The organism is Pseudomonas sp. MAFF 730105 (genome assembly GCF_055380705.1).
In genome coordinates, this window is record NZ_AP018438.1 from 5,989,752 (window position 1) to 6,010,366 (window position 20,615).

At 61.4% G+C, this 20,615-nt stretch carries 17 protein-coding genes; 5 read left to right on the forward strand and 12 right to left on the reverse strand.

Annotated elements, in window-relative coordinates; all coding sequences use genetic code 11:
- Positions 1 to 42: 42 nt before the first annotated feature.
- From PCOSP_RS26425 to PCOSP_RS26465, 9 genes are all read right to left on the reverse strand, one after another.
- Positions 43 to 861, reverse strand: a complete 819-nt coding sequence (locus PCOSP_RS26425) for a phosphoglycolate phosphatase (protein ID WP_139640570.1) — start codon at positions 859 to 861, stop codon at positions 43 to 45.
- Positions 858 to 1,532, reverse strand: a complete 675-nt coding sequence (gene rpe / locus PCOSP_RS26430) for a ribulose-phosphate 3-epimerase (protein WP_047702273.1) — start codon at positions 1,530 to 1,532, stop codon at positions 858 to 860. Before rpe ends, PCOSP_RS26425 begins: the two co-directional genes overlap by 4 nt.
- 78 nt (positions 1,533 to 1,610) lie before the next feature.
- Positions 1,611 to 2,759, reverse strand: a complete 1,149-nt coding sequence (locus PCOSP_RS26435; RefSeq protein ID WP_175362419.1) for an iron-containing alcohol dehydrogenase — start codon at positions 2,757 to 2,759, stop codon at positions 1,611 to 1,613.
- A gap of 174 nt (positions 2,760 to 2,933) precedes the next feature.
- Entirely contained in the window at positions 2,934 to 3,758 is an 825-nt protein-coding gene (locus PCOSP_RS26440) for an ABC transporter permease (RefSeq protein ID WP_041023958.1), read from the reverse strand.
- A 12-nt stretch (positions 3,759 to 3,770) separates the two neighbouring features.
- Positions 3,771 to 5,018, reverse strand: a complete 1,248-nt coding sequence (locus tag PCOSP_RS26445) for an ABC transporter permease (RefSeq protein WP_175362418.1) — start codon at positions 5,016 to 5,018, stop codon at positions 3,771 to 3,773.
- Positions 5,019 to 5,219: 201 nt separating this feature from the next.
- The gene (locus PCOSP_RS26450; protein ID WP_047702277.1) at positions 5,220 to 6,263 is read right to left on the reverse strand and encodes an ABC transporter substrate-binding protein; all 1,044 of its coding nucleotides are present in this window, start codon (positions 6,261 to 6,263) and stop codon (positions 5,220 to 5,222) included.
- Between the two features lie 53 nt (positions 6,264 to 6,316).
- Positions 6,317 to 7,441 (reverse strand): ABC transporter ATP-binding protein, encoded by a 1,125-nt coding sequence (locus tag PCOSP_RS26455; protein WP_139640577.1) that lies wholly within the window; start codon positions 7,439 to 7,441, stop codon positions 6,317 to 6,319.
- 336 nt (positions 7,442 to 7,777) lie between these two features.
- The gene (locus PCOSP_RS26460) at positions 7,778 to 8,407 is read right to left on the reverse strand and encodes a response regulator (RefSeq protein WP_041023954.1); all 630 of its coding nucleotides are present in this window, start codon (positions 8,405 to 8,407) and stop codon (positions 7,778 to 7,780) included.
- 114 nt (positions 8,408 to 8,521) lie between these two features.
- Positions 8,522 to 10,918, reverse strand: coding sequence for a PAS domain-containing sensor histidine kinase (locus PCOSP_RS26465; RefSeq protein ID WP_175362417.1), 2,397 nt, complete (start codon positions 10,916 to 10,918; stop codon positions 8,522 to 8,524).
- A 74-nt stretch (positions 10,919 to 10,992) separates the two neighbouring features.
- On the opposite strand from PCOSP_RS26465, the gene PCOSP_RS26470 reads away from it, so the two are divergent.
- Positions 10,993 to 11,988 (forward strand): alpha/beta hydrolase family protein, encoded by a 996-nt coding sequence (locus PCOSP_RS26470; RefSeq protein ID WP_139640583.1) that lies wholly within the window; start codon positions 10,993 to 10,995, stop codon positions 11,986 to 11,988.
- A 103-nt stretch (positions 11,989 to 12,091) separates the two neighbouring features.
- Here the strand turns inward: PCOSP_RS26470 and PCOSP_RS26475 are convergent, their stop codons facing one another.
- The 3 genes from PCOSP_RS26475 to PCOSP_RS26485 are packed head-to-tail and all read right to left on the reverse strand — an operon-like array spanning position 12,092 to position 14,554.
- Positions 12,092 to 12,859 (reverse strand): TerB family tellurite resistance protein, encoded by a 768-nt coding sequence (locus tag PCOSP_RS26475; RefSeq protein WP_464709828.1) that lies wholly within the window; start codon positions 12,857 to 12,859, stop codon positions 12,092 to 12,094.
- 1 nt (position 12,860) lies between these two features.
- Positions 12,861 to 13,532, reverse strand: coding sequence for an N-acetylmuramate alpha-1-phosphate uridylyltransferase MurU (murU, locus tag PCOSP_RS26480; RefSeq protein ID WP_139640587.1), 672 nt, complete (start codon positions 13,530 to 13,532; stop codon positions 12,861 to 12,863).
- Positions 13,529 to 14,554 carry an aminoglycoside phosphotransferase family protein gene (locus PCOSP_RS26485; RefSeq protein WP_139640589.1) on the reverse strand — a complete coding sequence of 342 codons (1,026 nt, stop codon included), beginning with the start codon at positions 14,552 to 14,554 and terminating at the stop codon, positions 13,529 to 13,531. The genes murU and PCOSP_RS26485 overlap by 4 nt, the downstream gene beginning before the upstream one ends.
- Before the next feature lie 130 nt (positions 14,555 to 14,684).
- Here PCOSP_RS26485 and PCOSP_RS26490 point away from each other — a divergent pair, with 130 nt between their 5' ends.
- The 4 genes from PCOSP_RS26490 to rsmA are packed head-to-tail and all read left to right on the forward strand — an operon-like array spanning position 14,685 to position 20,581.
- Positions 14,685 to 17,483 carry an LPS-assembly protein LptD gene (locus tag PCOSP_RS26490; RefSeq protein ID WP_175384782.1) on the forward strand — a complete coding sequence of 933 codons (2,799 nt, stop codon included), beginning with the start codon at positions 14,685 to 14,687 and terminating at the stop codon, positions 17,481 to 17,483.
- Positions 17,464 to 18,780 (forward strand): peptidylprolyl isomerase SurA, encoded by a 1,317-nt coding sequence (gene surA, locus PCOSP_RS26495; protein ID WP_139640593.1) that lies wholly within the window; start codon positions 17,464 to 17,466, stop codon positions 18,778 to 18,780. The genes PCOSP_RS26490 and surA overlap by 20 nt, the downstream gene beginning before the upstream one ends.
- Positions 18,777 to 19,766, forward strand: coding sequence for a 4-hydroxythreonine-4-phosphate dehydrogenase PdxA (gene pdxA, locus PCOSP_RS26500; RefSeq protein ID WP_175362411.1), 990 nt, complete (start codon positions 18,777 to 18,779; stop codon positions 19,764 to 19,766). The genes surA and pdxA overlap by 4 nt, the downstream gene beginning before the upstream one ends.
- A complete protein-coding gene (rsmA, locus tag PCOSP_RS26505) occupies positions 19,763 to 20,581 on the forward strand; it encodes a 16S rRNA (adenine(1518)-N(6)/adenine(1519)-N(6))-dimethyltransferase RsmA (RefSeq protein WP_139640597.1) in 819 nt (272 codons plus the stop codon). The genes pdxA and rsmA overlap by 4 nt, the downstream gene beginning before the upstream one ends.
- The last annotated feature ends 34 nt before the right edge of the window (positions 20,582 to 20,615 follow it).

The following is a 20,615-nucleotide window of genomic DNA, read 5'->3' on the forward strand; positions in this document are numbered from 1 at the left end:
AGTCAGGTATGCAAACGCGCCGGATAACCGGCCAGGATCAAGTCAGGCGCGCCAACGCCAGCGGGCCAGGGCCTTCATGACTTTCATCCAGAGTTTGCGAGTGACCACCACGATGGCGTTTCCAGAAGAGGATTGAACAGCATCGGGCAACGTTATCTCAGCGGCCGGGTCCAGGCAACCGGGAATTAACAGGCGCAGGTCGTCGATCACCAGCGAGGGAAACTCTTCAGCGATCGGCCGGCCGTGGTTGTAGCCATAACTCAGCGCCACGCACTTGACCCCCGCCGCTTTCGCCGCCAGCACATCGCTGCGCGAGTCGCCGACAAATAATGATTGGGAGGCCGGGATGTTGGCCATTTTCATGACGAAGAACAGCGCCGCCGGGTCGGGCTTCTTCTGCGGCAAGGTGTCGCCGCCGATGATCCAGCGGAAGTAGCGGCCGATTTTCATCTGGTCCAGCAACGGCGCGACAAAGCGTTCCGGCTTGTTGGTGATCAACGCCATTTCCACGCCTTGCTTGTGCAGCCACTTGAGGGTCGAGCGCACACCGGGGTAGACCACCGTCAGCGGGTGATTGCCTTCATAGGCTTCGTTGAACAACTCCAACGCTCGCTCGGCCTCGGCGTCATCGACTCCCTGGGCGTCGATGTGATTGGCCAGGGCCCGGCGCACCAGCATGGGCGCACCGTTGCCAACCCAATGGCGCACCGCCTCGAGGCCGGCAGGCGGGCGTCCGAGCTTGAGCAGCATGTCGTCCACCGCTGCCGCGAGATCCGGGACCGAATCGACCAGTGTGCCATCGAGGTCGAACATCACCAGACGCGGCAGGCTGCCGGGGAACAGCTGCTCGAAACCGCTCATGGACGGGCCAGAGCCAGTTCGGCGCGCATTTTTTCGATGACTTCCTTGTAGTCCGGCGCGTTGAAGATCGCCGAACCTGCAACGAAGGTGTCGGCGCCGGCCGCGGCGATCTCGCGGATATTGCCCACGTTCACGCCGCCGTCGATTTCCAGGCGAATGTCACGTCCCGAGGCATCGATCAGCGCACGGGCCTCGCGCAGCTTGTCGAGGGTCGCCGGGATGAACTTCTGACCGCCGAAACCAGGGTTGACGCTCATCAACAGGATCATATCGACCTTGTCCATCACGTACTTGAGTACGTCCAGCGGTGTCGCGGGGTTGAACACCAGGCCAGCCTTGCAGCCGCCCTCACGGATCAACTGCAAGGAGCGATCGACGTGCAGCGTGGCTTCGGGGTGGAACGTGATGTAGGTGGCACCGGCTTCGATGAAGTCGCCGACGATACGGTCCACCGGGCTGACCATCAGGTGCGCGTCGATCGGCGCGGTGATGCCGTACTTGCGCAGTGCCGCGCAGACCATCGGGCCGATGGTCAGGTTGGGGACGTAGTGGTTGTCCATGACATCGAAGTGCACGATGTCGGCCCCGGCGGCCAGGACGTTGTCCACTTCTTCGCCCAGGCGGGCGAAGTCGGCGGAGAGAATCGACGGAGCAATGGCGAAGGGCTGCATGACGCACCTGTTTTGAGCGAAATCGCGATGGCGCGCATTGTATACCTCAAGGTTTGGCGCGCCCACCGTGGCCGACGATCAATACGCTGCGCGGTAGATCTTCTCGATATCAGCGACGCTCAGCTTGCGTGGATTGTTACGCATCAACCGCTCGATCCCCGCCGCCTCCACGGCCATGGACGGAATCACGTCCTCGGTGACACCCAGGCCGCTCAAGCCCTTGGGGATCTCTACGGCGCTACACAACGCGGCCATGGCCTCCACCGCTTCGTCGGCGGCTTCAAGATCACTCAAGTGGCCGGTCTTTATGCCCATCGCTTCGGCAATATCCCGCATGCGCTCCACGCAGGCCATTTTGTTCCACTGCATGACATAGGGCAGCAGCAAGGCGTTGGCGACGCCATGGGACACGTGAAAGCGCCCGCCCAATGGATAAGCCAGCGCATGCACCGCGCCGACCCCGGCATTGCCGAACGCCATGCCGGCCATCAGGCTGGCGGTTGCCATATCCTCGCGGGCCTGCAGGTGAGCCGGGTTGGCAAAGGCCTTGGGCAACGCGCGGCTGATCAGTTTGATCGCACCGATGGCCAGGGCATCGGTGATCGGCGAGGCATTGAGCGAAAGGTAGGACTCGACAGCATGAGCCAGCGCATCGACACCACTGGCCGCGGTCACGCCGGGAGGACAGGTCAGGGTCATCTGCGGGCTGACCAGCGCCACGTCCGGCAACAGATAATCGCTGACAATGCCCTTCTTCAATTGTGCAGCCTTGTCGGAAAGGATCGCCACGTTGGTGACCTCCGAGCCGGTCCCCGCCGTGGTGGGAATGGCAATCATCGGCGGGCCCTTGCGGGGGACCTGGTCGACACCGAACATGTCCTGCAGCTCGCCGTGATAACCGGCGTAGACGCCCACGCACTTGGCGATGTCGATGGCACTGCCACCGCCGAGGCCGATCAGGCCATCATGGCCACCGTCGCGGTAGGCCTGCATGCAATCTTCGACGATGGCGATCTCCGGGTCCGGCATGACCCGGTCGAAAATCTCGTAGTCGCGCCCGCCCAAGTGCTGCAGGGCCAGGTCCACGGTGCCGGACCGGACCAGCGCGGCGTCGGTGACGATCAGCGGGTTATCCACATCCAGCCGTGTCAGCTCGGCCGCCAGTTGCTCAATGGCAGCAGCACCGGTGATCAGTTTGTGGGCGATCTTGAATGAGGAAAGACTCATGTGCACGGCCTCTTGTTCGAATATGGGCTGGCACAAGGATAGCTCGGTATTGCGGATCGTGAATACGCCGCAAGTCCTTGTGGGAGCGAGCCTGCTCGCGATAGCGGTGGGACATTCAACATAGAGGCTGAATGTCAGTCCGCTATCGCGAGCAGGCTCGCTCCCACAGAGTACTCAGGCTTGGGTGGTACGCAGTTTCTCACTACGCCCACGCAACCACTCCAGGGTCAGCAGCAGGATCACCGAGAAGGCGATCAACAGCGTCGCCGCTGCCGCGATGGTAGGACTGAGGTTTTCGCGAATGCCGCTGAACATCTGCCGTGGCAGGGTGGCCTGCTCGGGGCCGGCGAGGAACAGGGTCACCACCACTTCATCGAATGAAGTCGCGAAGGCGAACAACGCCCCGGAGATCACTCCCGGGGCGATCAACGGCAAGGTCACCCGACGAAACGCCGTCAATGGCGAAGCGCCCAGGCTGGCGGCGGCTCGCACCAGGTTATGGTTGAAGCCCTGCAAGGTCGCCGAGACGGTGATGATGACGAACGGTACGCCAAGCACCGCGTGGACTACGATCAACGAGATAAAACTGTTGCCCATTCCCAGCGGCGCGAAGAACAGGTAGCTGGCCACGCCGATGATCACCACCGGGACCACCATGGGTGAAATCACCAGCGCCATGACCAGCGCCTTGCCCGGGAAATCGCCACGGGTCAGGCCAATGGCCGCCAGCGTACCGAAGACCATCGCCAGCAACGTGGCAGCCGGGGCCACGATGATGCTGTTCTTCAACGCCCGCATCCACTCGGCCGAGGCGAAGAAGTCCTGATACCAGTGCAGCGAAAAGCCCTGCAGCGGATACACCAGGAAACTGCCGGAGTTGAACGACAGTGGCACGATCACCAGCACCGGCAGGATCAGGAACAACAGAATCAGTCCGCAGAGCGTACGCAAGCAGTAGAACCACACCCGTTCGACGGGAGACATGTAAGGACTCAGCATTTCGATCTCCCCTTAGCTCAGGCGCAGGCGACTGGCGCCCACCAGCCAGCTGTAAATCAGATAAAGCACGATGGTCGCCAGCAACAGCAGCCCGCCGAGCGCCGTGGCCATGCCCCAGTTGATGCTGGTGTTGGTGTAGAACGCGACGAAGTAGCTGACCATCTGGTCGTTCGGGCTGCCCAGCAACGCCGGGGTGATGTAGTAGCCGATAGCGAGGATGAACACCAACAGGCAACCGGCGCCGACACCGGCATAGGTCTGCGGGAAGTACACCCGCCAGAAACTGGCAAATGGATGACAGCCCAGGGAAATCGCCGCCCGCATGTAGGTGGGCGAGATGCCCTTCATCACGCTGTAGATCGGCAGGATCATGAACGGCAGCAGGATGTGGACCATCGAAATGTAGACACCGGTACGGTTGAAGACCAACTCCAGAGGCTTGTCGATGACGCCCATGGCCAGCAGGGCACTGTTGATCAGGCCTCCGGATTGCAACAGTACGATCCACGCCGCCACCCGTACCAGGATCGAAGTCCAGAACGGCAGCAGCACCAGGATCATCAGCAGGTTGCTCTGGCGCGACGGCAGGTTCGCCAACAGGTAGGCCAGTGGATAAGCCAGTACCAGGCAGATCGCGGTGATGACCAGGCCCATCCAGAATGTACGGGCAAAAATGTCGAGGTAGATCGCCTGGTCAGGCGTGGCCGGGGCCAGTTCGCCGAGGTCGTCGATGCGATGATCGACGGACGCCAGCAGGTAATAGGGGGTGACGTTGCTGGTATTGCGGCGGATCACCTGCCAATACGCAGGATCGCCCCAACGCTCATCGAGGTTTTCCAGTGCTTCTTTATAAGAAGGCGGCTCGCTGGCAAATGGCAACGCACGAGCGGTCTTGGTCAGCAGGCTGCGATAGCCGGCCGATTCCATGTTCAGGCGCTTGGACAAGTCGCCCAGAGTCTGATTCTTGCGCGCTTCGGCCAGGTCTTCACTGGCGGCCTTGTACACCGGTTCCCCAGGTAAACCGCGCCCATCCCACGCTGCAATCGCAGCCACGGTACGCGGCATGGTGCCGACCACTTCCGGGTTGCTGACGCTTTTGAACAACAGCGCCACGATTGGCACCAGGAACACCAGCAACAGAAACAGCACCAGCGGCGCGATCAAGGCCTGGGCCTTCCAGCGGTTGACCCGCTCGGCGCGCTTGAGCCGCTGCTTCAAGGTGGGGCTGGTGCCCGCGTTCAGTGGAACGGCGATGGCCATGGCGAACTCCGCAAATCTTTTTTTATCGTTACAGGGACGGTGTGCCGCCCCTGTTCTTTTGAAACACCCGAGACTGACGTCCTGTGGGAGCGAGCCTGCTCGCGATGGCTGCGACGCATTCATTATCGATGTGTCTGACAGACCGCTATCGCGAGCAGGCTCGCTCCCACATGGACCCTATCCAGCCTTCAGCGGGTTGGGTTACTTCGCAGCCCAGGAGTTGAAGCGCTGTTCCAGTTGCTCACCGTTGTCAGCCCAGAAGCTGACATCGATCTGTACCTGGTTGGCGATGTTTTCCGGGGTGGTCGGCATGTCTTTCAAGACATCCTTGGACAGCAACGGTACTGCCTGGGTGTTGGCCGGGCCGTAGGCGATGTTTTCCGAGTAGGTCTTCTGCTGCTGTGGCGCCACCGAGTAGGCGATGAATTTCTTCGCCGCTTCGGCGCGGGTCTTGTCCAGGCCGCGCGGGATGGCCCAGGCGTCGAAGTCGTAGATACCGCCGTTCCACACCACTTTCAGGTTGCTTTCTTTCTGTACCGCGGCGATCCGGCCGTTGTAGGCCGAGCTCATGACCACGTCACCGGAGGCCAGGTACTGCGGCGGCTGTGCGCCGGCCTCCCACCACTGGATGTTCGGCTTGAGTTCGTCGAGCTTCTTGAACGCGCGATCCTGACCATCCTTGCCAGCCAACACCTTGTAGACGTCTTTTGGCGCGACACCGTCGGCCATCAAGGCGAATTCCAGGGTGTACTTGGCGCCCTTACGCAGGCCACGCTTACCCGGGAATTGCTTGGTGTCCCAGAAATCCGCCCAACTGGTCGGCGCGGTTTTCAGTTTGTCGGCGTTGTAGGCCAGGACGGTCGACCATACGAAGAAGCCTACGCCGCAAGGCTGGATGGCGCCCTTGACGTAGTCTTCGGTCTTGCCGAACAGCGCCGGGTCGAGTTGCTCGAACATGTCTTCGTCGCAACCACGGGACAATTCAGGGGACTCGACTTCAACCAGGTCCCACGAGACGCTCTTGGTGTCGACCATGGCCTTGACCTTGGCCATTTCGCCGTTGTACTCGCCAGCCACGATCTTGCCGTTGCCGGCCGCTTCCCACGGTGCGTAAAAGGCTTTGACCTGAGCCGCCTTGTTCGCCCCGCCAAAAGACACCACGGTCAGGTCCGGGCCCGCCGCCATCGCGCTTGCCGCACCCATCATGCCCAGGGTCAGGGCGGTGAACTTCAGGGATCTCAACATTTATTGTTCTCTCCACATGCAGGGTTGGTGTGTTGATTACAGCAGGGGGGCGATCAATTCGCCTCTAGAAGTGGGTCGAGCGCACGCACGTGCTCAACCTGCCAGCCAAGCGGAACCACGTCGCCGACGGCCAGCTCGGGATCGAGCTCGGCAATCGGCTGTTTCACGAAGAAGTCGTTCTTGCCGCAGACTTCCAGGCGAACCCGGACGTGGTCGCCCAGATAGATGAATTCCGCCACCCTCCCTGAGAAGCGGTTGACACATTGTTCGCTTGCGCCGTTGAGGCTCACCCGCTCCGGACGGATCGACAGGGTCACCGGCTCGCCGGGCTTGCCGACGTTGACCGCCAGCGCCTCGACCTTTTCGCCACGGCCCAACTCCACCAGGCAGCGATCGCCGGTTTGGCTGTGCAGGCGGCCGCTGAGACGGTTGTTTTCGCCAATGAAGTTGGCGACGAAGGTATTTTTGGGTTCTTCGTAGAGCGTGCGCGGCGGGGCGATCTGCTGGATTTCGCCCTGATGGAACACCGCCACGCGGTCGGACATGGTCAAGGCTTCGCCCTGGTCGTGGGTCACATAGACCACGGTCACGCCGAGACGCTGGTGCAGGTGTTTGATTTCCATCTGCATGTGTTCACGCAGTTGCTTGTCCAGTGCGCCAAGGGGTTCGTCCATCAGCACCAGTTGTGGCTCGAACACCAGCGCCCGGGCCAGGGCGACACGCTGCTGCTGGCCGCCGGACAATTGCGCCGGGTAACGCTGGGCGAAGGTGTCCAGCTGGACCATGCTCAGTACCCGTTTGACGCGGTCGCTGACATCGCTCTTGTTCAGGCCACGCACGGTCAATGGGAACGCCAGGTTCTCGGCGACGGTCATGTGGGGGAACAGGGCATAGTTCTGGAACACCATGCCGATGTCGCGCTTGTGGGGCGGCACATGGTTGATGGCACGGCCGGCCAACTGGATTTCACCGGCGGTTGGGGTTTCAAAACCCGCGAGCATCATCAGGCTGGTGGTCTTGCCGGAGCCGGACGGCCCGAGCAAGGTCAGGAATTCACCTTTGCGAATGTCCAGGTTGAGGTCCTTGACGATCAGGTTCTCGCCATCGTAGCTCTTTTGCACACCACGAAAGCTGACCAGCACATCACTGGTCCCCGCGCTTGAATCGACCTGGCTCATACCCGCACCTTTTGTATTGATGACTGCTTGTGAATCAAGCCTAGTGGAGCCTCGTGCCCACGCAAATCGGGGCGCAGGAGAGAATCGCCTCAGGCGGATGGAAGAGTCGGGGTAGGGATCGCCCTACAAGGACGGCGGAATTGGATAAAAGCGTCGGGGCTTTTGGGATAAACGCTGAAATTGCGTGCTCTGAGGCATGTCGCAAATGGACATGCCAACTCGAGCGCCCTGTGGGAGCGAGCCTGCTCGCGATGACGGCGGCACATTCAGCATTGATGCAAGCTGACCCACCGCTATCGCGAGCAGGCTCGCTCCCACAAAGGATCTGTGGCGGGCCTAGAGCAACTTATGCTCCATCGCATACTTCACCAGTTCCGCCAGCGAAGTAATGTTGAGCTTCTGCATCAAGCGCGCCTTGTGGGTGCTGATGGTTTTACTGCTCAGGGCCAACTGCTGGGCGATGTCGTTGACGTTGGCACCTTGGGCAAGACGTTCAAAGACCGAGAACTCGCGCTCGGACAGCAGCGAATGCAACGGGCGCGCGTCGGTCAGGCCGACTTCGAACACCATGCGGTCGGCCAGGTCCGGGTCGATGTAACGACCGCCTGCCGCGACTTTGCGAATCGCCATGAGCAGCAATGCCGGGTCGCTGTCCTTGGTCGCGTAGCCAGCCGCACCGACCTTCAGCGCCCGGGCCGCCATCTGCGCCTCGTCATGCATCGACAACACCAGGATCGCCGGTGGATTGTTCAGCGCACGGATTCGCGGGATCGCCTCCAGGCCATTGACCCCCGGCATGGAAATATCCAGCAGCACCACTTCGCAGGGCACGTGCCGCAGGGTTTCGAGCAACTGCTCGCCGTTGCTCGCCTCTCCCGCCACCACCAGATCCTTTGCCAGGCCGATCAATTGTTTGATGCCTTCACGGACGATGGTGTGGTCTTCGGCTACCAGTACACGGATCACGTTCTTCTCCAGATTCAGAATCCAATCGCGAGCAGGCTCGCTCCCACATTAGTGTCCACATAGCCCTGTGGGAGCGAGCCTGCTCGCGATTGGCCCGCCCAGGCAACCCACCCATCAGCCCTCATGCAACGGCACCCGTACCGCCAAGGTAGTCCCCTCCCCCGGTTCACTTTCCAAGGACAATCGCCCGCCCATGATCAGTACCCGTTCGCGCATCCCTACCAGCCCAAAGGATGTCGGCCGACCTGTATCGGCAATAAATCCTACACCGTCATCACTCACGATCAGACACAATTCATCGCCTTCGCAAACCAGCGTCAACTCCACGGTGTGCGCTTGGGCATGACGCATCACGTTGGTCAGCGCTTCCTGGAGAATACGGAACAGGCCAATCGCCTTGGCATCGCTTAAGGGCGGCAGATTGTCGGGCACCTGCACCAGACACGGGATCTGCGTCCGCGCCTCGAAGCGTCGGGCCTGCCATTCGATGGCCGAGGCGATACCGGCATCGAGAATAGGCGGTCGCAACGCCGTCGCCACATCTCGCACCAACTGGAACAGCTGAGCGATCAGACGCTTCATGCTGTTGAGTCGCTCCTGCAGGCCGGGGTCCAGTTGCGCATAGGCCAATTCGCACATGGAAGTCTCCAGCTTCAACACCGTCAACATCTGCCCCAACTCGTCGTGGACTTCCCGGGCGATACGGGCTTTTTCCTCTTCCCGCACACTTTCCAGGTGCGCCGACAATTCGCGCAGTTGCTCCCGGGAGCTGGCCAGCTCCAGCTCGATACGCTTGCTTTCGGTGATGTCCCAGACAATGCCGTCCCAGACGTAGGCGCCATCCTCGAGACGCCGGGTGATTGCCTTGATCTCGGCCCAGCGCTCCCGGCCTTCACGGGTCAGGATGCGCCCCTGCCACGACCAGTCACTGTCGCTGTCCAACGCCTGGTCCTGGGTACGGTGATAATCGGCCTTGTCCTCCGGATGCACCAGGCTGCGCAGACCGGTGTCGCTGCGAGCCAGGGTCGCGGGGGAGTAACCCACCAGGCTTTCGCTGCCTTCGCTGATGTAGGCAAAATCGATCTGCCCGGTCACCGGTGCCCGTTCCAGGCGAAAGACCAGGCCCGGCACGTTGGCCGCGATGCCTTGCAGACGCGCTTCGCTTTCGCGCAACGCCGCCAGCGCGCGGCGGCGCTCAGTCACGTCGTTGAGGTAGACCACCAGGTATTCCGCATCACGGAAACGCAGGAAGCTCAGGGAAACATCGGCCGGCAGGATACTGCCATCGGCCCGCACGCACTCGGTCTCGAAGCTCTGCGGTCCGTCCTCGCTGGCCCGGGCGCGCTTCCACAGGCTCAACCAGCGATCCATGTGCAGGCCCGGCTCGAAATCGATCAAAGGGCGCTCGATGATCGCACCGGGTCCATAGCCAAGCATGGTTTCAGCGGCGCGGTTGGCATAACGCACATGGCTGTCCCAGTTGACCCAGAGAATGCCGACCGTACTTTGATCGATGGAAAACTGGGTGAGACGCAGCGCTTCTTCGCTGGCGGCACGCTGAGCGATGTCTTCACGCGCAGAGCGCAGACGACGCTCCAGCCCACGTTGCTGGCGACGCTGCCAGAATACGATGGCGATGGCGCTCAATAGCAAGGCCAGCATCAACAACGTCAGGTTCTGCCAGAACCCCGGGGTTTCGGTCAGGCGCGGATACTTGGGCTTGAGCCAGCGGCTGTGCAGTTGCTCCAGTTCCCTGGCGGGAATCGCCTGCAGCCCCTTGTCGACGATCTCAGCCAGTTCCGGCCAGTCCCGACGCGTAGCGACCCGCAGCAGTTGCGGCAGCCCGATGTCACCGACCACCGCCAACTCGGCGAACTCCGGCTCGACCATGAGCCTGCCCAACTGCGCCTCGTCGACCACCGCGTATCGGGCCTGCTGAGTGAGCAGCAGTTGCAGGGCCTCACGTTCCATCGGTACGCCTTGCAGATTCAGCATCGGATAGGTGCCATGCAGGTAATCCGCCGTGGCGCTGGGCATGCGTACCGCGACCCGGACCTGGGCGCCGAGCTTTTCCAGCTCCACGCCCTCGGCGCTTTTCTGCTCACCGACAATCAACTGCGGCACGCGCATGTACGGATCGGAAAACAGCCAGAGCCTGAGTCCACCCGGGGTCTGGGTCAGGCCCGGGGCGATATCCACCTCACCGTCGCGCAGCGCGGCCTCCAGTTGCGCCACGTCCTGGAAATTGCGCCAAGTCAGCTCGACATTCAACATCTTGCCCAGCCACTGCATCAACTCGACGTTGGTGCCGGACAGGCGTTGCAGACGCCGATCGTACTGCGCATACGGCGCCTGCAGGACCAGGCCAACCCGCAGTTGGGGATGTTGTGTCAACCATTGGTGTTGTTCGGCACTCCATTGCACGCCATGGGCTGAAGGCGCGGGCGCCGCCCACGTCATCAAGGGAAGCCATAAACAGCCGATAACCCACAGGCAGCAAAAACGCATCATTGAACTCTCATGCACTGACAAATACTGACCAACCCATTAGGCTGCCGGAAATACTTCTGGCCCTGGAATATCCGATGCCCTTTGTCCACCGCCTGGCATTGCCAGCATTGTGCCTGTCGCTGATCCTGCCGAGTGCGTTTTCTGTACAGGCTGCCGAACCGGCGCCTGCCGTGACGGATCAACCTACCGAGACAAAACCGCTCGAGCGCCAACCCCTGCTCGAGCGTAGCCAGGAAGAAGCGGCCGCGCTGGAACGAAAAATCCCGCCACAGGAACAACAACAGCTGCAGACCGGTAGCGATACCTTCCTGGCTCTCTGGAAACCGGCCAACACCAGTGACCCCAAAGGCGCGGTCATCATAATCCCTGGGGCCGGTGAAACCGCTGACTGGCCTCAAGTCATCGGGCCGTTGCGTAAAAAACTGCCCGATGTCGAATGGAACACCCTGAGTATCACGCTGCCAGACCCACAAGGCGATGTCATCGCACCGCGCGCAGTGGAAACCCCGCCGCAAACAAAACCAGCCGACATGGCTGCCGCTGCCCCGGACGCCACGACTGCGGCGCCGATCGAGCAGGTGGCCGGTGGCGAGGCAGACGCTGTCGACCCGGTCGTCGCCGAAGCCGATGAAGAACATGTCAAGGCCGACGCCGAACGCATTTTCGCCCGCATCGATGCGGCACTGGCCTACGCCGAGCAACAGAGCTCGCGCCGCATCGTGCTGTTGGGCCACGGCACCGGCGCCTACTGGGCGGCGCGCTACCTCAGTGAAAAACAGCCTGCGCAAATAGAACGTTTCGTGATGGTCGCCGCGCAGTCCCCGGTCACCGCCAAACCTGGCCTGGCCGAACTCACGCCGACCTTGAAACTGGCAACCGCCGATGTCTTCTACGTGGACAAACCGCTGGATCGCAACGCAGCACTGGAACGTCTTCAGGCGAGCAAACGCCTGAAGGGGTCGAGTTTCAGCCAGGTTTCTCTCAAGGCCTTGCCCAATGCGGCGGCGCAGCAGGAGCAGTTGTTTCGACGGGTTCGAGGGTGGTTGAACCCACAGACTCCCGGTGAATGAGGCTTACCCGGTGCTTTCGCCAGGCACCGGCTCGTGGCGAGGGGATTTATCCCCACGGGCGGCGAAGCCGCCCCAGGGCCTCGCCACTATTTATTCAACGACACTAGCGAAAATCCCGCCGTTCCCGAATCAACCGATAAGCGTTATGCAGCTCCCGAGTCTTGTCCGTGGCCTCGCGCACCTGCAAGGGCGTCGCGCCGCTACCGGCAATTTTGTCCGGATGGTGACGGCTGAGCAGCCGGCGATAGGCCCGCTTGATCTGCGAGGGTTCGGTGCTGGCTGACACCCCCAGCAAACGCAACGCTTCCTGATAGGTCACGCCGCTGTTGGGCAGCGACGGCTTCTGTGGTTCGTAATCAATCGCCAGCGCCTGGACCTGCTGGGGCGTCCAGCCCAACCACTTGCCCCACTGGATGAGCAACTCGCGCTCACTGGCGCCAGCCCGACCATCAGCCCAGACCATCCGCCAACAGGCCCGCAATACACCTTCAGCTGCATGGGGCTGGGTGGCGAGACGGCGTAGATAACCGCGCAAGCGGTCGTTTCCGGACTTGCCTCGGTTGAATGCCGCAATGGCCCGGCGTTGTGCCGGCTCGCTCAGGTCCAGCGCACGCATTTCCTGGCGAGCCTGCTGGATGTGACCGTCGACCACCCGACCATCGATTTTCGCCAGTCGCCCCAACAAGACAAACAACAGCTCGTCGTTGCGCAACGCCGGACGACCGCCCAGACGCTCACGTACCTGTGCCCAGCCGTGCAGGTTCAGGCGCCGGTCCAGCGCCTGTCCCAACAACGCACCGAGCATGGCCCCCGGAATGCTGGCTATGGCAAAGCCCGCTCCGGCTCCTATCAGAGTCCCTGGCCACCACATATCAACGGCTCGCTTCTATCAAGGTTTCGACTTGCATCAAACGTTCGTGGGTTCCCACATCGACCCAGTGCCCTTCCAGGCGCTCGCCACTGACTTGCCCCTCTGCCATGGCTCGGCGCAGCAGCGGTGCGAGCTTGAACGCGCCATCCGTGCAGCCCTCGAACAACCTTGGGTGCAGGACGGCAATGCCGCTATAGGTCAGTTTGTCGGCAGCCGGCTCCCCTTCGTGAACCTTTCCGTCGGCCAGGATGAAATCACCGCCTGGGTGATGTTCAGGATTATCCACCAGCACCAGGTGCGCCAGCCCTTCAAGCGGCCCACGCAAGGCACTGAAATCGTAATCGGTCCAGATATCGCCATTGACCACCACGAACGCCTCATCGCCCAACAGCGGCAAGGCCCGGAAAATTCCACCGCCGGTCTCCAGCGGCTCCCCTTCTGGCGAATAACGAATCCGCACGCCAAATCGCGAACCGTCCCCCAGATGATCCTCGATCTGCTGACCGAGCCAGGCATGGTTGATCACGATATCGCTGAAGCCGGCCGCGACCAGCGCCTGCAGGTGATATTCGATCAATGGAATGCCGCCGACGCGAATCAGCGGCTTGGGGGTCGTCAGGGTCAAGGGGCGCATGCGCTCGCCCTTGCCCGCCGCCAGGATCATCGCCTTCATACCGTCGCTCCGGCCGGACGAGGCAGGCTGGACAACAAGGCGTGCAACTGCGCCAGTTCAGGACGACGAGCAATGACGGCTTCTATATAAGCGAAGAAGCGCGGTACGTCGCCCAGGTAACGCGGCTTGCCATCACGATGGCAGATGCGCGCGAAGATTCCGATGACCTTGAGGTGGCGCTGTACCCCCATCAGATCGCTGGCCCGCAGGAAGTCTTCGATGTCCGGCTGGACGGGGATGCCGAGCGCACTGGCCTGCCGCCAGTAATCCTCCAGCCAGCCACGCACGCGCGCCTCGGGCCAACTGAGGAAGGCGTCCTTGAACAGGCAGGTCACGTCGTAGGTCACAGGACCGTAGACCGCATCCTGAAAATCCAGCACGCCGGGGTTCGGTTCGCTGAGCATCAGGTTGCGCGGCATGTAGTCGCGATGCACCAGCACTTTGGGCTGGGCCAGGGCGCTGTCGATCAGCAGGTCGCTGGCCTCCTGCCAGAGCCGTTGCTGTGTCGAATCGAACTCGATGCCCAGCTCGCGCTTGACGTACCACTCGGGGAACAGTTCCAGCTCCCGACGCAGCAATGCAACGTCATAGCTGGGCAACGGCGCTACCATCGGCAATTGCTGGAAAGCCAGCAGCGCCTGCAGGGCATCACGGAACAAATCGTCGGCATTTTCCCCATCGATCACGTCCAGATAGGTCTGGTTGCCCAAGTCATTGAGCAAAAGAAAGCCGCTTTCGAGATCTTCTGCATAAATTTTCGGCACGTTTATTCCGGATTTCGCCAGCAAAAACGCAATATCCACGAAGGGTTTGCAGTTTTCCTGGGGTGGCGGCGCATCCATCACGATCAGGCTGCGGCCCTCGCCTTCCCAGCGGAAATAACGCCGGAAACTCGCGTCGCTGCTGGCCGCGGTCAATGTGGCCTGGGGGACGGGGCCCCAGCCTTGTGCAGTAAAAAGGATCGGAAGTTGCTCATCGAGCCAAACTTTCAGGTGTTGCAAGCGTACATCTTGGTCGGGCATTGCAAGGGTCTCCGACGGCCCTAGCCGTCAAGCGGGTCATGCTTTATTATCCAGCATCTTTTTCAGACCATCGAGAGGCGTGCGGCCCACACCGCGGGCAGATGGCACGCAGGAAGCCCGGACTAATAAGATGGCATTGAAATCCCCCGCGTTTCGTAAAAAATTTCCGTTGCTGGTCACCGGCAGTCTGCTGGCCCTGCAACCCCTGGCCTCTTCATTCGTCGTCGCGGCGCAGCAGTATGACTGCTCCGTCTCCGCTTCGGGTGCCTGGGACTGTTCCCCCAAGACCCCGGCCGCCGCATTGCCGCCACGTCCGGTGCATGAAGGCAGTGCCGTTGCCGACAGCGGCGACGCTGCAGCCGGCAGCAGTTCGGTTGAAGCAGCCGGCGACAAGCCGGTGCTGGTCACCGAAGCCAAGGGCCGCGGCCTGAAGTCGCGCAGTGCAGACTACAGCCACCTGGACTGGGTTCCACGGGAGAACCTCACCCCTGCGCAATTGGCCGAAACCGGACCTTATTGCTCCGGTGCCTATATCGAGCCGACCCGTCCTGGCATGAATGACAAGACGGCCAAGAGCGACGCGCCGACCTTCCTCGGCGCCAAGGCTTCACGCTACGAGCAGGAACAGCAGGTGGCGACCCTGGCCGGTGACGTGGTCATGCGTCAGGGCAGCATGCAGGTCGAGGCGGACGAAGCCAGCCTGTACCAGGCCGAGAACCGTGGCGAGCTGAGCGGTAACGTACGGGTTCGCGACAATGGTGCGCTGATTGTCGGCGACCACGCCGATGTCCAGCTGGACACCGGCGAAGCCAAGGTCGACAACGCCGAATACGTGATGCACAAGTCGCGCATCCGCGGTAACGCCCTGTACGCCAAGCGTGCCGAGAACGCGATCATCCGCCTCAAGGACGGCACGTACACCACGTGCGAACCGAACAGCAACGCCTGGACGCTCAAGGGCAACAACATCACCCTGAACCCGGCCACCGGCTTCGGTACCGCGACCAACGTGACGCTGCGGGTCAAGGACATCCCGGTCCTCTACACGCCTTATATCTATTTCCCGATCGACGACCGTCGCCAGTCCGGCTTCCTGCCGCCCACCATCGGCAGTGGCAGCGACACCGGTTTCATGTTGGTCACCCCGTACTACTTCAACCTGGCGCCGAACTACGACGCCACGTTGTATCCCCGCTACATGGCCAAGCGTGGCCTGTTGATGGAAGGCGAATTCCGCTACCTGACCAAGTCCAGCGAAGGTCAGTTCGGCGCAGCGTACCTCAACGACGAGGACGACGACCGCAGCAAGCAGACCGACTACAGCAAGACCCGCTACATGTACAACTGGCAGCACAAGGGCGGCCTCGATTCGCGAGTGCTGACGGAAGTCGACTACACCAAGATCAGCGACCCGTATTACTTCCAGGATCTGCAGACCGATCAGATCGGTGTCGAGTCCAGGGATTACGTGAACCAGCAAGGTGCTGTCAGCTATCGTGGCGACACGTATACAGCACGCTTGAACGTCCAGGCCTATCAGATGGCCACGATCTCGAATATCACGCCTTATGATCGACTGCCACAGATCACCTTCAACGGTGCATTACCACAGCATCCTGGCGGCCTGGATATTGCGTATAACACCGAGTTTGTGCGGTTTGATCGTGATTTGAGGAGCGGCAACTACACCGATCAAGACGGCATATCCTCTCCATTCCTAGACCGCAACGTCTCGGGCTTGGCACGCGCTACTGGCGACCGGATGAACCTGGCCCCAGTCATCAGTCTGCCGATGAACGCGAGCTATGGCTTCATCAAGCCATCGCTCAAGTACCAATACACCCAGTACGACCTGGATCTGGACAATCGCGGCAAAACCGATATTGCCAACCAAAATGCTGAAGGCGACCGTCTTCTCGGCACGTACAGCCGTAACCAGAGCCGTGGCGTTCCAATCGCCAGCATCGACAGCGGCTTGTACTTTGATCGCGACACCCAGTGGTTCGGCAAGAACTATCGCCAGACCCTGGAGCCGCGCCTGTACTACCTCTATGTGCCGGAGAAAGACCAGAGCGACATACCGGTCTTCGATACCAGCGAAAGCACCTTCAGCTATTCGTCGCTGTTCCGGGATAACCGCTTCACCGGCTCCGACCGTGTCGGCGATGAGAACAAGTTGTCCCTGGGTGTCACCAACCGCTGGATCGAAGAAAATGGTTTCGAACGCCAGCGCATCAGCGTTGGCCAGGCCTTCTACTTCAAGGACCGCGAGGTTCAACTGCCAGGTATCGATTTCAAGACTCGCGAAGATGCGCACTCCAGCGTTTCCCCTTACGCCCTGGAATACGAATACCGCTGGAACCGCGACTGGCGCACCACGGCCGACTACAACTGGGACCCGGACACCCATAGCCCTCGCTCGGGTAGCGCGATGTTCCACTACCAGCCTGAAGACAACCCGAACAAGGTCATCAACGCCGGTTATCGCTATCGCAATGACCTGGTCCGCTATGACCAGACCACCGGCCGCTGGCAAGTGGGTGGTGGCGACTACGGCACCCCGGGTACACCTGGTTACGTGAAGGACTATTACAAGATCAAGCAGCACGATTTCTCGGTCATCTGGCCGATCGTTCCGCAGTGGAACGCGATCAGCCGCTGGCAGTATGACTACAACCGCAATCGTACCCTGGAAGCCTTCGGTGGTTTCGAATACGACAACTGCTGCTGGAAACTGCGCCTGATCAATCGTTACTGGGTTTCCTATGACGAATTCAGTCAGGAAGCTCCGCAAAACGAAAAAGGCGACCACGGCGTCTTCCTCCAAATTGTCCTGAAGGGACTCGGCGGCCTCACCGGCGCCAAGGTAGAGAGCTTCCTCGACAAAGGCATCCAAGGTTATCGTGAACGTGAAGACCAAGCTTTCTGATTGTCTGCGCCCGCTGATGCTGGGCGCGCTGTTCCTGGGTACCGCGGCCAACGCCGCGGTACAGTCCATCGATAAAGTGGTGGCCATTGTCGATAACGACGTGGTCATGCAGAGCCAGTTGGACCAGCGCGTCCATGAAGTGCAGCAAACCATCGCCAAGCGCGGCGGCGGCCTGCCACCGCCGGGCGTGCTGGATCAGCAAGTGCTTGAGCGCCTGATCGTCGAAAACCTGCAATTGCAGATCGGCGAACGCTCCGGTATTCGCATCACTGACGAAGAGCTGAACCAGGCCGTCGGTACCATTGCCCAGCGCAACAACATGACCATCGAGCAGTTCCGCGCCGCGTTGGCGCATGATGGCCTGTCCTACGACGACGCCCGCGACCAGATCCGCCGCGAGATGATCATCAGCCGCGTGCGCCAGCGCCGAGTGGCTGAACGCATCCAGGTTTCCGAGCAGGAAGTGAAGAACTTCCTCGCTTCCGACCTGGGCAAGATGCAGCTTTCCGAAGAGCTGCACCTGGCGAACATCCTGATTCCTACCCCGGAAAGCGCCAACTCCGAAGCGATTCAGAGCGCTTATCGCCAGGCAATGGATGTCTACCAGCAGCTCAAGCAAGGTGCCGACTTCGGTCAAATGGCCGTCGCCCGCTCGGGCAGCGAAAACGCTCTGGAAGGCGGCGACATGGGCTGGCGCAAACCCGCTCAGCTGCCGCCTCCGTTTGACCGCGAACTGAGTGCCATGGCGGTGGGTGACATTACCCAGCCTGCCCGTACTCCCGGCGGCTTCATTATCCTGAAGGTGCTGGAGAAACGTGGTGGCGGCGCGCAGGTGCGTGACGAAGTACATGTTCGCCACATCCTGATCAAACCCAGCGAAATTCGCAGCGAAGCCGAAACCAAGCGTCTGGCGGAGAAGCTCTACGACCGCATCGAAGCAGGCGAGGACTTCGGCGAACTGGCGAAGAGTTTCTCGGAAGACCCGGGATCGGCCCTCAACGGTGGCGATCTGAACTGGGTTGATCCAAACGCGCTGGTCCCCGAGTTCCGCAAGGTCATGGCCGAAACACCACAAGGCCAACTGTCCAAGCCGTTCAAGAGTCCTTATGGCTGGCATGTCCTGGAAGTCCTTGGCCGTCGCGCCACCGACAGCACCACCCAGGCCCGCGAACAGCAGGCAATGACGGTCCTGCGCAATCGCAAGTATGACGAAGAGCTGCAAACCTGGCTGCGCCAGATCCGCGACGAAGCCTACGTAGAAATCAAACTCCCTGGTGCAGACCAGGCAGCGCAGTGAAACCCAAGCGTTTCGCGCTGACGCCCGGCGAGCCTGCCGGCATAGGTCCCGACCTGTGCCTGTTGCTCGCCGCGCAGCCCCAGCCATATCCCCTGATTGCCATCACCAGCCGCAACCTGCTCCTTGAGCGGGCTGCGCAGTTGGGCGTGGCCGTCGACCTGCTTCCAGTGACACCGGATGCCTGGCCGGACACCCCAGCGCCGGCCAACAGCCTGTATGTCTGGGATACGCCCCTGGGCGCCCCGGTCGTCACCGGACAACTGGATAAGGCCAACGCCAGCTTCGTCCTGGAAACCCTGACCCGGGCCGGCCAGGGCTGCCTGGATGGCGCTTTTGCCGGCATGATCACCGCGCCGGTACACAAGGGCGTGATCAACGAATCCGGTATCGCCTTTTCCGGGCACACCGAATTCCTCGCGGACCTGACCCACACCGCACAGGTCGTGATGATGCTCGCTACCCGTGGTCTGCGGGTGGCCCTGGTGACCACCCACTTGCCCTTGCGGGACATTGCCGACGCCATCACCCCGGAGCGCCTGGAGCGTGTCACGCGGATACTGCACGCCGACCTGCAGGAAAAGTTCGGCATCGCCCACCCACGCATCCTGGTCTGCGGGCTCAACCCCCATGCCGGTGAGGGCGGACACCTGGGCCGCGAAGAAATCGACATCATTGAACCTACATTGGAGCGCTTGCGCAGCGAAGGCATGAACCTGCATGGCCCGCTGCCTGCCGACACTCTGTTTACCCCCAAATATCTGGAGCACTGCGACGCGGTGCTGGCGATGTACCATGACCAGGGCCTGCCCGTGCTGAAGTACAAAGGCTTCGGCGCGGCAGTCAACGTGACCCTGGGCCTGCCGATCATCCGCACTTCGGTGGACCACGGCACCGCCCTGGACCTGGCCGGCAGCGGAAAAATCGATACCGGCAGCCTGCAGGTCGCGCTGGAAACCGCCTACCAGATGGCCGAGACCCATTTATGACCGAGCAATACCAACACCGTGCGCGCAAGCGTTTCGGCCAGAACTTCCTGCATGATGCCGGTGTGATCGATCGCATCCTGCGCTCCATCAATGCCAAGCCCGACGACCGCATGCTGGAAATCGGGCCGGGCCAGGGCGCCCTGACCGAGGGTCTGCTCGGTAGCGGCGCGCAACTGGACGTGGTGGAGCTGGACAAGGACCTGGTTCCGATCCTCAATCAGCAATTTGCCGGCAAGAGCAACTTCAACCTGCATCAGGGCGACGCGCTGAAGTTCGACTTCAACAGTCTGAATGCCGCGCCGAACAGCCTGCGGGTCGTGGGTAACCTGCCATACAACATCTCCACGCCATTGATCTTCCACCTGCTGAGCAACGCTGGCCTGATTCGCGACATGCACTTCATGCTGCAAAAGGAAGTGGTCGAACGTCTCGCCGCCGGTCCTGGCGGTGGTGACTGGGGACGCCTCTCGATCATGGTCCAGTACCATTGCCGTGTCGAACACCTGTTCAATGTCGGCCCTGGGGCCTTCAACCCGCCCCCCAAAGTCGACTCGGCCATTGTCCGCCTCGTCCCCCATGCGGTGCTGCCGCACCCGGCCAAGGACCATCGTCTGCTGGAACGCGTCGTACGCGAAGCCTTCAACCAGCGTCGAAAAACCCTGCGCAATACGCTGAAGTTGCTGCTCAGCAGCGCCGAAATCGAGGCCGCGGGCGTCGATGGCAGCCTGCGCCCCGAGCAACTGGATCTGGCGGCCTTCGTGCGCCTGGCCGACAAGCTTAGCGAACAGGCTGCACCAAAAGCCGAAGCCATCTGACGGACAATCGCCGTCTCGGGTAGGACGCCCCTCT

Bases quoted from the DNA above. Each gene is read 5' to 3' on its own strand.
- PCOSP_RS26425 (WP_139640570.1), bottom strand. From the start codon at position 861: ATGAGCGGTTTCGAGCAGCTGTTCCCCGGCAGCCTGCCGCGTCTGGTG.
- rpe (WP_047702273.1), bottom strand. From the start codon at position 1,532: ATGCAGCCCTTCGCCATTGCTCCGTCGATTCTCTCCGCCGACTTCGCC.
- PCOSP_RS26435 (WP_175362419.1), bottom strand. From the start codon at position 2,759: ATGAGTCTTTCCTCATTCAAGATCGCCCACAAACTGATCACCGGTGCT.
- PCOSP_RS26440 (WP_041023958.1), bottom strand. From the start codon at position 3,758: ATGCTGAGTCCTTACATGTCTCCCGTCGAACGGGTGTGGTTCTACTGC.
- PCOSP_RS26445 (WP_175362418.1), bottom strand. From the start codon at position 5,018: ATGGCCATCGCCGTTCCACTGAACGCGGGCACCAGCCCCACCTTGAAG.
- PCOSP_RS26450 (WP_047702277.1), bottom strand. From the start codon at position 6,263: ATGTTGAGATCCCTGAAGTTCACCGCCCTGACCCTGGGCATGATGGGT.
- PCOSP_RS26455 (WP_139640577.1), bottom strand. From the start codon at position 7,441: ATGAGCCAGGTCGATTCAAGCGCGGGGACCAGTGATGTGCTGGTCAGC.
- PCOSP_RS26465 (WP_175362417.1), bottom strand. From the start codon at position 10,918: ATGATGCGTTTTTGCTGCCTGTGGGTTATCGGCTGTTTATGGCTTCCC.
- PCOSP_RS26470 (WP_139640583.1), top strand. From the start codon at position 10,993: ATGCCCTTTGTCCACCGCCTGGCATTGCCAGCATTGTGCCTGTCGCTG.
- PCOSP_RS26475 (WP_464709828.1), bottom strand. From the start codon at position 12,859: ATGTGGTGGCCAGGGACTCTGATAGGAGCCGGAGCGGGCTTTGCCATA.
- murU (WP_139640587.1), bottom strand. From the start codon at position 13,532: ATGAAGGCGATGATCCTGGCGGCGGGCAAGGGCGAGCGCATGCGCCCC.
- PCOSP_RS26485 (WP_139640589.1), bottom strand. From the start codon at position 14,554: ATGCCCGACCAAGATGTACGCTTGCAACACCTGAAAGTTTGGCTCGAT.
- PCOSP_RS26490 (WP_175384782.1), top strand. From the start codon at position 14,685: ATGGCATTGAAATCCCCCGCGTTTCGTAAAAAATTTCCGTTGCTGGTC.
- rsmA (WP_139640597.1), top strand. From the start codon at position 19,763: ATGACCGAGCAATACCAACACCGTGCGCGCAAGCGTTTCGGCCAGAAC.